Origin of the sequence: Qipengyuania sp. SS22 (assembly GCF_025736935.1) — a bacterium.
Taxonomy (GTDB): domain Bacteria; phylum Pseudomonadota; class Alphaproteobacteria; order Sphingomonadales; family Sphingomonadaceae; genus Qipengyuania.
Window position 1 is genome coordinate 2,369,728 of the sequence record NZ_CP107048.1, and the last position, 12,753, is coordinate 2,382,480.

The window sequence follows — 12,753 nt, forward strand, 5'->3', positions numbered from 1 at the left end:
ATCCCGCGCCTACCGCCGTGGGGCGCGTGCGGGCAAGCGCTTACTGGCCGCGGCGTTCGGCGCGCTTGGAGCGGCGTTCACTCTTGTGCGCTTCGCGTTCCTCGGCGGAAATCGCGCCGTCGCTATTGGTGTCGACCTTGGCGAACCGGGCCTGCACCGAGGCATCGAATTCGGCGCGACTGATCGCCTGGTCGCCATTGGTATCGGCGCTCTTGTGCATGCCGCCGCGCTTCCCGCCACGGCCACCACGTTTGCCGCGTTCGCCGCGAGCTTCGTGCATCGCGGCCAGTTCGGCTTGCGAGAGGCCGCCCGACTTGTCGGTATCGGCCTTGGCGAAATGCTCGGCCATGCGGGCAGTGCGATCACCGCCGCGAGTGCCGCGACGTTCGGCGCGATCGCCCCGTTTCGGCCGGTTCGCCTTGCGGGCTTCACGCGCGGCCGTCATTTCTGCTGCGGTCAGCTCGCCATCACCATCGGTGTCGGCCTGGGCGAACATCTGGGCGCCCTTGGCCGCGCGGTCGTTGGCATTGAGCACGCCATCGCCATTGGCATCCATGCGGGCGAAGCGCGCGGCGCTGGTGGCCTGGATTTCAGCCAGCGTGATGCGGCCATCGCCATCGGTATCGGGATTTTCCCCGCCACGGTGCTGCGCGATCGCAGCAGTGCCGGTCAGTGCCAGCACGGCAGCGGAGAGAGTGAGGAAGGTCTTGTTCATTGCTTATCTCCAAAAGTGGAGAGCTGCGACGGACCAGGGGTCTGAGGGGAGGGACGTATTGCCCGCCGCAGCTCGTATCCCCGTTCTAGGCCTGCAATGTCGCAGCAATATCCCGAACATGGCCTGAATTGTAACGGATTGCATCGGCACGGCGGATCTGTTCATCGCGCTGCAAGTCAGCGGGGCCGGTGCTGGGTGCCTTCGCCCGCGGTGATGAATATCGCGGTAGCTTCCTTCTCGACGTCGGCGATATGCCACACGCCCGCGGGGTTGATGGCATAATCCCCCGCATCCAGCGTGGTGGTTTCGCGCCGCCCGTCGGGGAATTCCTGCGTCAGCGCCATGGTGCCCGCAGTGCAGATCACCACTTCTTCGCCCAGCGGGTGCATTTCCCAGCTGGGCCAGCTCTCGGTAAAATGGTGCTGACTGACCAGCCGCCCCTCACGCCCGTCGGCCCCGTGCCGTTCGCCATAGCTTTCGTACCATTCCAGCCCTTCGAAGGGCGGCTGCGGCACCGCAGTCGCGCCCAGACCCAGATGGATGAACCTATCGGCGAGACGGTACGGCTGGGACATGTCAGGCCACCCTGTCCATCAGGAAGGCGTTGAGCTTGTTGCCATCGGGATCGCGGAAATAGGCGGCATAGAAAACCATGCCATTGGCATCGGGTTCGCCGCGCGGCCCTGGTTCGCCCTCGCAGCTGCCGCCGTTTGCCAGCGCGATGTCGTAGAGCCGCTGCACTTGGTCGCGATCCTGCGCCTGCAGCGCCACCATCGTGCCATTGCCAACGGTCGCCGCCTCGCCGTCGAACGGCTTGGTCGCAGCGATGCCTGCAGCGCCATCCATATCGCCCCAGGCGATGAAGCTGTCGAAATCCATCATCCGCCCGACACCCAGTTCGGCGGCGACGGGATCGTAGAACTGGGCGGCGCGTGCGAGGTCATTGGTCCCCACTGTCACATAACCGATCATGCGAATTCTCCTTGTCGAAAACGACTCGCGACCAGCAGAACATTACGGGAACAGCGACGATCCTACAAGAGCTGGCCTACAGCGGCTGGCATTGTTCCTCGAGCCAGGCCAGATCCGCACCTTCGAGCTGCGGCGCGAGGACCGCGCGCACGGCGGTGTGGTAATTGTTCCACCAGTCGATCTCGGCCGCGCTCAGCAGCGCCTTGTTGACCAGCGTGCGATCGAGCGGAACGAAGGTCAGCGTCTCGAAACCGAGATATTTACCTTCGCTTCCCGTCACGCCGGCATCGACCACCAGCACGAGGTTCTCGATGCGGATGCCGTAGTCGCCGGCTTTGTAGTAGCCCGGCTCGTTCGAGAGGATCATGCCTTCGCGCAGCGGGGTTTCGGTGCCGGGGAAAGCGCAGCCCGGCTTGCTGATCCGCTGCGGTCCTTCATGGACGGAGAGGAAGCTGCCCACACCGTGGCCGGTGCCGTGGCCGTAATCGACCCCGCCGTTCCACAGATGCATGCGGGCCAATGCGTCGAGCGCGCCGCCAGTGGTGCGGTCGGGGAATTTCTGCATGTCGAGCTGGATGTGCCCCTTGAGCACACGCGTGTTGCGCTCGATCATCTCGGGGCTCGGTTCACCCGGACCGACCCATACGGTACGCGTGATGTCGGTGGTGCCATCGAGATACTGGCCGCCCGAATCGACGAGGTAGATCGAGGAAGGCGGGATCGGGATATTGCTCTCTTCGTCGACCTTGTAATGCGGCAGCGCGGCGTGGCCCGCCGCGGCGCTGATCGTGTCGAAGCTGGCATCCTTGAGCACACCGCCTGCCTCGCGGAATTCGCGCAGCTTGGCGGCGGCGGTCAGTTCGTCGATCCCGCCCTTGGGCGCTTCGAGCGAAAGCCAGTGGAGGAACCGCGTAACCGCTGCCCCGTCGCGCGCCTGCGCATCGCGGTGGCCCTGCTGTTCCGCCGGGTTCTTGATCGCCTTGGGCAGCACGGTGGGATCGTCGGTCCGCACGACTTTCGCGCCGCCGGTCTGCAGCGCGTGGAAGATGCCTGCCACCGCATGGTTGGGATCGACCGCGACGGTCTTGCCCTTCAAGGCTTCGAGCGCGGGGACGAAATCGTCGCGATCGCGCACGGTGACCGCATTGCCGAGATGCTGGGTCAGTTCGGGTGTGACCTTGTCGGGGGCAATGAACAGTTCGGCAGTTCCATCGGCATGCGCCAGGACATAGGACAGCGCGACCGGCGTGTTGTCGACATCGGTGCCGCGCATGTTGAGCAGCCAGGCAACCGAATCGAGCGCGCTGATCACCGTCGCGTCATAATCTTCGCCCTTGAGCCAGTCGGCCACTTCGGAACGCTTGTCGGCGCTTGAGCGACCGGCATGTTCGTCGCCATGCGGTACTGCCGCGGCGAGCGAGGCCTGCGGGCGGTCGTCCCAGATCGCATCGATCGGATTGCCGTCCACCGGGACCAGCTCGATACCCTTCTTGGCGAAAAGCGCCTCGGCTTCCTCGGCCCAGCCGATGCCGTGCAGCCAGGCGTCATAGCCGATGCGGGCACCTTCGGCTGCGTGTTCGGCGAGCCATTTGGCGGGCGATGTCGCGGGCACATCCTCATAGGCATAGAGCGCGCCGTCGACCTGTTCGCGCACCTGCACCGTATAACGGCCGTCGGTGAACATGGCGGCGCGGTCCTTGAGCACCGCTGCGCTGCCCGCGCTGCCGCCGAAACCGGTCAGCCAATGGAGCCGCTGGGCATAGGAGCCGACATATTCGCTCATATGCTCGTCGGAAATCGGAATGACGAAGCCGTCGAGGCGGCGCCGGGCGAGTTCCTGGCGCAATCCGTGGAGGCGGGCTTCGTAAGTTTGCATCAGCATCGAGAAATCCTTTTCACTCGTGCCGGTCGCGCTTGGGGGGCGACTCGGCGCTTGCGGCGCGTGGCGCAGCCGCATAATCACTGGCCTGTCATAGTCATCCGCGGCGCTCCTTTCCAGTTTTGCGCCGCCCGGGGGAGGACCACCTATGCCTTTCATGCGATATGCCGCGTTCCTATCTGCCGCATCGCTGGCGCTCAGCGCACCGCTTCACGCCCAGAATTCCGAAGGGACCACAGTGACACAGCCGACTTCGCCGCCGACTGCCGAAAAACGCGACCACAGCTATTCGCATCACGGGATCACGATTGCCGATCCGTATCACTGGCTGAGGGACCAGTCCTATCCCACGGTCGACGACGCGGATGTGCTCGACCACCTCAAGGCGGAGAACGCCTGGTTTGAAGCGCGGATGAAACCGCAGCAGGCGCTGGTCGACGAATTGTTCGCCGAGATGAAGGCGCGGATCAAAGAAGACGATTCGACCGTGCCCCAGCGCCGCGGGGACTATCTCTACTGGTCGGAGTTCGAGGAAGGCGCGGAATACCGCAAATATTACCGCAAGCCGGTTGCGGGGGGCGATGATGTCCTCATCCTCGACGAGAACGCGCTGGCCGAAGGGGTCGAATATTTCCGCCTGGGCGCGTTTTCGGTGTCGCAGAATGGGCGCTATCTCGCCTATTCTGCCGATACCAACGGCTCCGAACGCTTTACCGCGCGGATCAAGGATCTCGAGACGGGTGAATTGCTGCCTGACGAGATACCGGGCACGCTGTCGGACCTTGTCTGGGTGAAGAACGACAGCGCGCTGGTCTATGGCACCGCTGACGACAATTGGCGCGTCCATGACGCGACGATGCATGTCCTCGGCACACCGCTGGGCGAGGACGTCGAACTCTACCGCGAAACCATGGATGAGGGCTTCCGCGTCGGCGCGGGCCTGTCGGCGCAGGAAGACTGGCTGATCATCGCGACCGGCGACAATGAGACGAGCGAGGTCCGCCTCGTGCCCGCCAGCGAACCCACCGCCGAACCGGTGCTGGTCAAGCCACGCAACAAGGGCGTCGAATACGATGTCGATGTGCGCGACGGCACGGTGTGGGTACATACCAATGACGATCACGTCAATTTCCGGCTGGCGACTGCCAAGCTCGACACGCCCGGCGACTGGACTACTCTGATCGCCGGATCGGACGAATTTTACTTGACCGGTTTCGACCTGTTCAAGGATTTCTACGTCACCGAAGGGCGATTGCGCGGGCTCGACCAGATCCAGCTGCGGTCCTACGCCGACCCCAATCTGGTCAAACCGATCGCCTTTGCCGAAGCCAGCTTCAGCGCAGGGCTGAGCAACAATCCCGAATACGACCAGGACACGCTGCGGCTTGCCTATGAAAGCATGGTCACACCCGATTCGGTCTATGATTACAATGTTGCGACGGGCGAGCTCGAACTGCTCAAACAGCAGGAAATCCCCAGCGGCTACGATCCTTCGCTCTACACTGCCGAGCGGGTGGAAATCGCCGCGCGCGACGGAACCATGGTCCCGGTCAGCATCATCATGCGCAAGGACCGGTCCAAGGCCGGGCCGCTGCATCTCTATGCCTATGGCGCCTATGGTTATGCCGTGCCGCCGGGCTTTTCGACTTCGCGGTTGAGCCTGGTCGATCGCGGCTATGCCTATGCCATCGCGCATATCCGCGGCGGCGACGATCTGGGCCGCAAGTGGTATCTGCAAGGTAAGCTCAACGAACGCACCAACACCTTCAACGACTTCGTCGATGTGGCGAAGGGGCTGGTCGCCAAGGGCTATACCGAGAAAGGCCGGATCAGCATTTCGGGCGGTTCGGCGGGCGGCGAGCTGATGGGCGCGGTGGTCAACACCGATCCCGAGCTGTGGGGCGCGGTCGTGGCGCATGTGCCCTTCGTCGATGTGCTGTCGACCATGCTCGACGAAGAGCTGCCGCTGACGCCGGGCGAGTGGCCCGAATGGGGCAACCCGATCCTCAGCAAGCAGGCCTTCGCCTATATCCTCAGCTACAGCCCCTATGATCAGGTGACGGCGCAGGATTACCCGCCGATGCTGGTGACTGCCGGCCTCAACGATCCGCGCGTGACCTACTGGGAGCCCGCCAAGTGGGTGGCCAAGCTGCGCGAGGTGAATACCGGCGATAGCGAGCTGCTGCTGAAGACCAATATGGGCGCGGGCCATGGCGGCAAATCGGGCCGCTTCCAGTCGATCTACGAAACCGCCGAGGAGGTCGCTTTCATCCTGTGGCAGATGGACGAGGCCGAGTGACAGCCGGCTTCACGCGCAGCTTCACAGCAGAGGCGCGCCACATCGACGAGATGGGGCACGTCAACAATGCGGTGTGGGTGCAGTGGATCCAGGACATGGCCACCGCGCATTGGGACGCGATGGGGCGCGCGGAGGATCGCGAGCAGTTTGTCTGGCTCGTGGTGCGTCACGAGATCGATTACCGCGGCAATATCGATGCCGGCGACACGGCGGAGGGCACCACCTGGATCGAGGGTCCGGCGCGCGGGGCGACCTCGCTCCGCCGCGTCGATTTTCGCAACGCGGCGGGCAAGGTCATCGTCTCTGCGGCGACGACCTGGGCGATGCTCGATCGCGAAAGCGGCCGGCTGGCGCGCGTCCGCCCCGAAGTGCTCGCCCCCTTCCTCTAGCGAAGCAGGTCGGCCACCGGGCGATAGTCGTATCCCAGCTCGCTCGAGACCGCTTCATAGGTCACTTCGCCGCGGTGGACGTTGAGCCCCTCGGCGAGATGCGGATCGGCTGCCAGCGCGGCCTTCCACCCCATCCGCGCGATGCGCAGCGCATGCGGCAGCGTCACATTGTTGAGCGCATAGGTGCTCGTGCGCGCCACCGCGCCGGGCATGTTGGCGACGCAATAATGCACGACATCGTCGATGACATAGGTCGGTTCGGCATGCGTGGTCGCACGGCTCGTTTCGAAACACCCGCCCTGGTCGATCGCGACGTCGACCAGCACTGCACCCTTGTGCATGTCCTTGAGCATTTCGCGCGTCACCAGCTTGGGTGCTGCGGCACCGGGTATCAGCACCGCGCCGATCACGAGGTCGGCATTGGTCACCGCGTCGTAGAGGTTGGCGGCGTTGGAGAAACGCGTGCTGGCGCGCGCCTCGAAATGCGTGCCGACCTTTTCGAGCACTTCGGGATCGCGGTCGAGAATGGTCACATCGGCACCGAGGCCGACCGCCATCTGCGCGGCGTTGAACCCGACCACGCCGCCGCCGATCACCACAACTTTGCCCGGCATCACGCCGGGGACGCCGCCGAGCAGAACGCCGCGTCCGCCATGCGCTTTTTCAAGCGCGGTGGCGCCCGCCTGCACGCTCATCCGACCGGCCACCTGGCTCATCGGCTTGAGCAGCGGCAGCTGCCCGCGCGGACCGGTCACCGTTTCGTAGGCGATCGCGGTGACACCGCTATCGAGCAGTTCCTTTGTCTGGTCGGGATCGGGTGCCAGATGCAGATAGGTGTAAAGGATCTGGCCCTCGCGCAGCTTCTTGCGCTCGACTGCCTGCGGTTCCTTGACCTTCACCACCATTTCGCATTCGGCGAAAATCGGATCGGGTCCGTTGACGATTTTCGCCCCTGCGGCGACATATTGGTCGTCATTGGCGTCGATGCCGGCGCCCGCATTGGTCTCGATCCACACCTCGTGGCCTTGCATGACGAGCTCTTTCGCGCTCTCGGGCGTCAGGCCGACGCGGTATTCGTGGTTCTTGATTTCCTTGGGGCTGCCGATGCGCATGGGGGACTCCTTGATTGCGCGCATCCGTTACAACTGCAACCAAGCGGCGGCAAGCCTGTCACACCCTTCGATGAGGTCACCCTGGGCTCAGTTCTGCGCTTGGTCGGCGGCCGTCGACCACTCGGCGGTCACGGTATTTCCATTCCCGGTAGCACTGGCATCTACATAGCGCGCGTCCGTGCCAAGCGCCTGCGTCACTACACTCAGCGCAGCGGCGCTGCCGGTCAGCGTGATCCGCAGACCGGTGCGCCGCGCAGCCCAGCCGATCAGCGCGAGTCGCGAAGTATTCGCATCATCGAGACCCTCTTCGCCCACGGTAACCTCGGGCAAGGCGACAAGGGGCGGGCGCAAATCAACCGTCCAGCCCGGCGTCGTGCGCTCGAGCCGCTGCTCCAGCTGGCGGTAGCCCGAGAGGGTGAGACCCGCGAGCGGTTGCGCGGTCGCCTGAACCGTCTGGTTTTCGCGATCGAGCATCACATCCTTGCGCGCGGCCCCGGCAATCAGAGCCACGCTCTGCCCCAGCGTGGCGATCTGGCGCTCGCTTGCCTCGGCCGCTTCGCGCACGCGCGCCTGCGCCAATGCGGCCTGCTCGGCGGCGCCCGGATCGGTACCGACCTGGAACTGGTCGATCGTCACGACCACCGGCCGTCCCAGCCGCTGGGACAGCCGTTCGGCCACCTCGCTGTCGGCGCCGGGATTGAACTCGGGGGTGAAGACGCTGGCAGCGATGGTTACGGGCTCGGCCGCCCAATTGACGATCGGCTGTTCGACCCGCGCGCGTCCGGTGAAGGCCTCGGCGACCTCCTGGTTGACGATTCGCTGGCCGTTGGCCTCCCACGCAATCGTCCTCAGCGAGAAGCCGAGCGGCACCGCCAGCGAGACAAACACCGCCACCATCACCATCGACTGCAACCGGGTCTGGCGATGCGTCATGTCCGACTGGAAGCCGTAGAGCCGCGCCATCAGCGCAGCGGTCAGGCCGATCGTCACGAGGTTGGTGATGAACAGGCCCAGCGCGCCGCCGAAGACCGTCCAATTGAAGGTCGCCAGACCGAAGCCCACCACCGCCAGCGGCGGCATCAGGGCGGTGGCGATCGCCACCCCCACGATCGTGCCTTCGCGCCCGCGGATCACGGCATAAGATCCCGCCAACGCCGAAAATAGCGCGACCAGCAGGTCGAACAGATTGGGCCGCGTGCGCGCGGCGATTTCCTCGGTCACCGTCTGCAGCGGCGAGAAATAGACAATCAGCGCGCAGAACAGGATTGCGAAGACCGACCCCGCCACCAGCGCCTTGCCGCAGCGCCGCAGCCAATCGGCATCGCCCGTGGCAAGCGAGAAGCCAGTGCCGAGGATCGGGTTCATCAGCGGCGAGAGCAGCATGGCGCCGATGACCACCGCAGGCGAGGATAACAGCAGGCCCAGGATCGCGATGCCCGCGCTCATCGCGGTCATGAAGATATAGCGGCTGGTGAGCAGCGATTCGCCGCGCACGCGCTCGATCGTGGCGACATGGTCGAGATCGGCGATCACCCCGTCGCGCCACCACATCCGCACTTCGACCAGCGCCCGCAGCATCGTCAGCCGGCTGATCGGCCGGCGTGTGCGATAGGCGGTTTCCTCGGTCGAATTATCGACGGACGGGGCGGGCGAAGTATCGGAAGATGGGGGCATCACCGCGCGATTTAGCCGGATGGAATGCGAGAGTCCCGCCAATTTTGCGCTGCGAGCCCGTGGCGTCGCGCTACTGCCATCCCGGCGGGCATGCCGCTAAAGCGGATTGCCATCCTGATCGCGGAAGATCTCGCGCCGCCCGACATGGTTGGCAGGGCCCACCAGCCCTTCGGCCTCCATGCGTTCGATCCACTTCGCGGCGGTGTTGTAGCCCACGCCCATCTGACGCTGCAGCCACGAACCCGATGCCTTCTGGTTCTCGATCACGATCTGGCAGGCCTGGCGGTACTTGCGCTCTTCGGGATTGTCCGACGCGGTAAATTCGTCCTCGAAGTTGAAGCCGCCATCTTCCGGTTCCTCGGTAACCGCGTCCACGTAATCGGGCTTGCCCTGTGCGCGCCAGTGGGTTGCGACGCGTTCGACCTCCTCGTCGCTGACGAATGGGCCGTGCACGCGGATCATCGCGCCGGTATTGGGCTTGTAGAGCATGTCGCCCTTGCCCAGCAGCTGCTCGGCACCCTGCTCGCCCAGGATCGTGCGGCTGTCGATGCGGCTGGTCACCTTGAAGCTGATGCGCGTGGGCAGGTTCGCCTTGATCACGCCGGTGATGACATCGACCGAGGGGCGCTGCGTCGCCATGATCAGATGGATGCCCGCCGCGCGGCTCTTCTGCGACAGTCGCTGGATCAGCACTTCGATTTCCTTGCCCACGGTGACCATCAGATCGGCCAGCTCGTCGACGATCAGCACGATCAGCGGCAGCGGTTCGTAATCGAGCTGCTCTTCCTCGTAGAGCTCCTCGCCGGTCTCGGGATCGAAGCCGGTCTGCACCCGGCGGCGGAGCGGTTTGCCCTTCTCGATCGCCTTGCCGACCTTTTCGTTGAACCCGGCGATATTGCGCGAATTGACCGACGACATCATCCGGTAGCGCCGCTCCATCTCCTCGACCGCCCATTTGAGCGCGCGGACCGATTTGTGCGGCTCGGTCACCACCGGGCTGAGCAAATGCGGGATGTCGTCATAGCTTTTCAGCTCGAGCACCTTGGGATCGATCAGGATCAACCGGCATTCGTCGGGCGTGAAGCGATAGAGCAGCGACAGCAGGATCGCGTTCAATCCGACCGACTTGCCCGAACCGGTGGTGCCCGCGACCAGCAGGTGCGGCATGGCGGCAAGATCGGCGACGATCGGTTCGCCGGCGATATCCTTGCCGAGGATCATCGGCAGGCTGCCCTGATGGTCGACGAAGGCAGCCGAATTGGCGAGCTGTTTGTAGCTGACCATCTGGCGGTCGGCATTGGGCAGTTCGATACCGATCACCGTCTTGCCCGGGATCGGCGACACGCGCGCGCTGATCGCCGACATGTTGCGCGCGATATCCTCGGCCAGGCCGACCACGCGGCTGGCCTTGATACCCGGCGCGGGTTCGAGTTCGTACATGGTGACCACCGGCCCCGCGCGCACCGCGGTGATCTCGCCCTTGACGTTGAAATCGTCGAGCACGTTCTCGAGCAGCCGCGCATTGCGTTCGAGCGCCATCTTGTCGAGCTTGGGCGCGGTATGGTCGGGGGCGTCGTCGAGCAGATCGTGGCTCGGCAGCTGGTAATTGGCGAACATGTCGCGCTGCTTGGCCTTGGCCGGCCTGGGCTGCACCGGGGTCGGCGCAGGATCGGCGATTTCAGGAGCGCGCCGCGGTTCGTTCATCGGCACCGGCTCCGCCCCATCATCCTCGGACGATTTGGCCGCGCGCTTCTGCTTCTTCGGCGCGAGCGGCAGGTCGAGTTCGGGGAGCTGCGCCTTGCGTTTCACGAAGTCGGGCAGGGTAAGGAACTGCGCCCAGTCGATCGCGAACACGCGGGTGACCAGCGCGATGCCGCCACCCAGCGCGATCAGGGCGAGGACCAGCACGATCCAGCCCGCGAAGGCGCCGCCGAAGCGCGCGGCGACCGCCTCGATCCCCAGCCCGCCGAGCTGGCCGAACAACCCGCCAACGCCTGCCGGCAGGCTGCCGGTGGCGGGCTCGAAAACCAGCGCCAGCACCGTGTCGAGCAGCGCGATCGCGGCGAGCAGCATGGCGACGGGGCGCCACCAGCGGCCAGGCGTTTCCTCTTCGTCTTCGCGCTCGACCCCGGTCCACAGCCGCCGCGCGGAGATATAAAACAGCGGCAGCAGGAGCACTGCGGGCAGTCCGAGGAAATTGAGCGCGCGTTCGCTCGCCCAGGCCCCGCTGGCGCCCATCCAGTTGCGGATGTCCGCCCCGCTGGCCGCAGTCGAGGGGCTGGGATCGGTCTGGGTATAGCTCGCCAGCGCCAGCGTCAGGAAAACGAGCAGCGCGAACAGCACTCCGGCGCCCGCCATATGCGTGGCGCGGCGGAAGGAGCGGCGAAACGCCGCGCGCCAATCGGGTGCTGCGCCTGCGCGCGAAGCCATGTGAGTTCCCCTGATCCGTCGAGAGCGCGCAGTATGAATCCTCGGGGAGTCCGCCGTCAAGCGGCCTTCGTCGAACCGAGTCCGTCGATCGCGCCCCAGCGTGGCCAGTCGAGTTCGCGCGCGCGCTCGTGGGTCATGCCGCCCAGCGCGATTACCGGAACGGCAGATGTGTCTGCCAACGCGTGAAACCCGGCAATGCCCAGCGTGGCGGTGCCGGGGTGCGAGGCGGTCGGGAAGACCGGCGAGAGGAAGATGCCGTCGGCCTGCGCCGCCACGGCGGCCTGCATTTCCCGCTTGTCATGCGCGGTGGCGAGCCGCAGGCCGCGGCCGAGCCTGTCGGGCGTTCCGTAATGGCCATCGGCGCCCCAATCCTGCGTATCGGCGAGGATCACCGTATGGCCGCGCGCCCGCGCCGCAGCGGCGAGGGTGTCGAATCGCGCGCGCCGGGCGGCGGGGGCGAGGTGGTAATGGCGGAAGACGAAACCCGAGGCTTGCGGGAGCGCTGCGAGCACTTCCTCCAGCCGCGCGTCATTGCGGGCATCGCTCAGCAACCAGATCAGCGGGAGGGACTGTTTATCGCGCATATTGTCGCTATAGCGCGCCGCGATGGAAAAGGCAGAGACCCCGCTTCAGCAGGTGCAGGCGACTATCGCGCAGGCGTGCCAGATCGCCCGCCGCGAACCGGGCGAGGTGACGCTCATTGCCGTCAGCAAGATGCATCCGGCCGCAGCGATCGAACCGCTGCTGCGTGAAGGCCAGCGTCATTTTGGCGAGAACCGCGTGCAGGAAGCGCAGGGCAAGTGGCCCGCGCTGCGCGAGGCGCATCCCGCGGTCCAGTTGCACCTGATCGGCCAGTTGCAGTCGAACAAGGCGGAGGATGCGGTCGCGCTGTTCGATGTCATCCACTCGCTCGACCGGCCCAGCCTCGTCAAGGCGCTGGCCAAGGCGATGGACAAGGCGGGCAAGCGCGTTCCCTGCTTCGTGCAGGTCGATCTGGGCGAGGAACAGCAAAAGGGCGGCTGTCCGCTGGCCGACCTGCCCGTGCTGCTCGATCAGGCGCGCGCTGCGGATATCCCGATCGCGGGGCTGATGTGCCTGCCGCCCGCCGATATCGAGCCCGCGCCGTTCTTCGCCTTCCTCGACAAGCTCGCGCGCGACCACGGCCTGGAAGGTCGCAGCATGGGAATGAGCGGAGACTACGAAACCGCGATCAAGCTAGGCGCGACGCATGTACGCGTGGGCACCGCGCTGTTTGGCGCGCGTCCTGCTCCCGAGTAACCCAC

At 65.4% G+C, this 12,753-nt stretch carries 11 protein-coding genes; 3 read left to right on the forward strand and 8 right to left on the reverse strand.

Features of this window, described 5'->3' with window-relative positions:
- Window positions 1-40 precede the first annotated feature (40 nt).
- The 4 genes from N6L26_RS11850 to N6L26_RS11865 all read right to left on the reverse strand — a co-directional run bounded on the left by N6L26_RS11850 (window position 41) and on the right by N6L26_RS11865 (window position 3,569).
- The gene (locus tag N6L26_RS11850) at window positions 41-715 is read right to left on the reverse strand and encodes a hypothetical protein (RefSeq protein WP_263605760.1); all 675 of its coding nucleotides are present in this window, start codon (window positions 713-715) and stop codon (window positions 41-43) included.
- Window positions 716-891: 176 nt separating this feature from the next.
- Window positions 892-1,290, reverse strand: a complete 399-nt coding sequence (locus N6L26_RS11855) for a cupin domain-containing protein (protein WP_263605761.1) — start codon at window positions 1,288-1,290, stop codon at window positions 892-894.
- A 1-nt stretch (window position 1,291) separates the two neighbouring features.
- Entirely contained in the window at window positions 1,292-1,687 is a 396-nt protein-coding gene (locus N6L26_RS11860) for a VOC family protein (RefSeq protein WP_263605762.1), read from the reverse strand.
- 76 nt (window positions 1,688-1,763) lie between these two features.
- Window positions 1,764-3,569 carry an aminopeptidase P family protein gene (locus N6L26_RS11865; protein WP_263605763.1) on the reverse strand — a complete coding sequence of 602 codons (1,806 nt, stop codon included), beginning with the start codon at window positions 3,567-3,569 and terminating at the stop codon, window positions 1,764-1,766.
- 154 nt (window positions 3,570-3,723) lie between these two features.
- Here N6L26_RS11865 and N6L26_RS11870 point away from each other — a divergent pair, with 154 nt between their 5' ends.
- A complete protein-coding gene (locus N6L26_RS11870; RefSeq protein WP_263607309.1) occupies window positions 3,724-5,865 on the forward strand; it encodes a S9 family peptidase in 2,142 nt (713 codons plus the stop codon).
- Window positions 5,862-6,254 carry an acyl-CoA thioesterase gene (locus N6L26_RS11875; protein WP_263605764.1) on the forward strand — a complete coding sequence of 131 codons (393 nt, stop codon included), beginning with the start codon at window positions 5,862-5,864 and terminating at the stop codon, window positions 6,252-6,254. Before N6L26_RS11870 ends, N6L26_RS11875 begins: the two co-directional genes overlap by 4 nt.
- Here the strand turns inward: N6L26_RS11875 and ald are convergent.
- The 4 genes from ald to N6L26_RS11895 all read right to left on the reverse strand — a co-directional run bounded on the left by ald (window position 6,251) and on the right by N6L26_RS11895 (window position 12,054).
- Window positions 6,251-7,366 carry an alanine dehydrogenase gene (ald, locus tag N6L26_RS11880; RefSeq protein WP_263605765.1) on the reverse strand — a complete coding sequence of 372 codons (1,116 nt, stop codon included), beginning with the start codon at window positions 7,364-7,366 and terminating at the stop codon, window positions 6,251-6,253. The two genes, N6L26_RS11875 and ald, sit on opposite strands and share 4 nt — an antisense overlap.
- 87 nt (window positions 7,367-7,453) lie before the next feature.
- Window positions 7,454-9,040 (reverse strand): DUF389 domain-containing protein, encoded by a 1,587-nt coding sequence (locus N6L26_RS11885; protein WP_263605766.1) that lies wholly within the window; start codon window positions 9,038-9,040, stop codon window positions 7,454-7,456.
- A gap of 96 nt (window positions 9,041-9,136) precedes the next feature.
- On the reverse strand, window positions 9,137-11,470 hold the full coding sequence (locus tag N6L26_RS11890) for an FtsK/SpoIIIE family DNA translocase (protein WP_263605767.1): 2,334 nt from the start codon (window positions 11,468-11,470) through the stop codon (window positions 9,137-9,139).
- A gap of 56 nt (window positions 11,471-11,526) precedes the next feature.
- Window positions 11,527-12,054: a thiamine phosphate synthase gene (locus tag N6L26_RS11895; protein ID WP_263605768.1), complete on the reverse strand. Its 528-nt coding sequence runs from the start codon at window positions 12,052-12,054 to the stop codon at window positions 11,527-11,529.
- A gap of 22 nt (window positions 12,055-12,076) precedes the next feature.
- On the opposite strand from N6L26_RS11895, the gene N6L26_RS11900 reads away from it, so the two are divergent.
- Entirely contained in the window at window positions 12,077-12,748 is a 672-nt protein-coding gene (locus N6L26_RS11900; protein ID WP_263605769.1) for a YggS family pyridoxal phosphate-dependent enzyme, read from the forward strand.
- Window positions 12,749-12,753: the final 5 nt, after the last annotated feature.

Excerpts from the sequence above, each read along its gene's own strand:
- N6L26_RS11850 (WP_263605760.1), bottom strand. The coding sequence starts at position 715 with ATGAACAAGACCTTCCTCACTCTCTCCGCTGCCGTGCTGGCACTGACC.
- N6L26_RS11855 (WP_263605761.1), bottom strand. The coding sequence starts at position 1,290 with ATGTCCCAGCCGTACCGTCTCGCCGATAGGTTCATCCATCTGGGTCTG.
- N6L26_RS11860 (WP_263605762.1), bottom strand. The coding sequence starts at position 1,687 with ATGATCGGTTATGTGACAGTGGGGACCAATGACCTCGCACGCGCCGCC.
- N6L26_RS11865 (WP_263605763.1), bottom strand. The coding sequence starts at position 3,569 with ATGCTGATGCAAACTTACGAAGCCCGCCTCCACGGATTGCGCCAGGAA.
- N6L26_RS11870 (WP_263607309.1), top strand. The coding sequence starts at position 3,724 with ATGCGATATGCCGCGTTCCTATCTGCCGCATCGCTGGCGCTCAGCGCA.
- ald (WP_263605765.1), bottom strand. The coding sequence starts at position 7,366 with ATGCGCATCGGCAGCCCCAAGGAAATCAAGAACCACGAATACCGCGTC.
- N6L26_RS11885 (WP_263605766.1), bottom strand. The coding sequence starts at position 9,040 with ATGCCCCCATCTTCCGATACTTCGCCCGCCCCGTCCGTCGATAATTCG.
- N6L26_RS11890 (WP_263605767.1), bottom strand. The coding sequence starts at position 11,470 with ATGGCTTCGCGCGCAGGCGCAGCACCCGATTGGCGCGCGGCGTTTCGC.
- N6L26_RS11895 (WP_263605768.1), bottom strand. The coding sequence starts at position 12,054 with ATGCGCGATAAACAGTCCCTCCCGCTGATCTGGTTGCTGAGCGATGCC.
- N6L26_RS11900 (WP_263605769.1), top strand. The coding sequence starts at position 12,077 with ATGGAAAAGGCAGAGACCCCGCTTCAGCAGGTGCAGGCGACTATCGCG.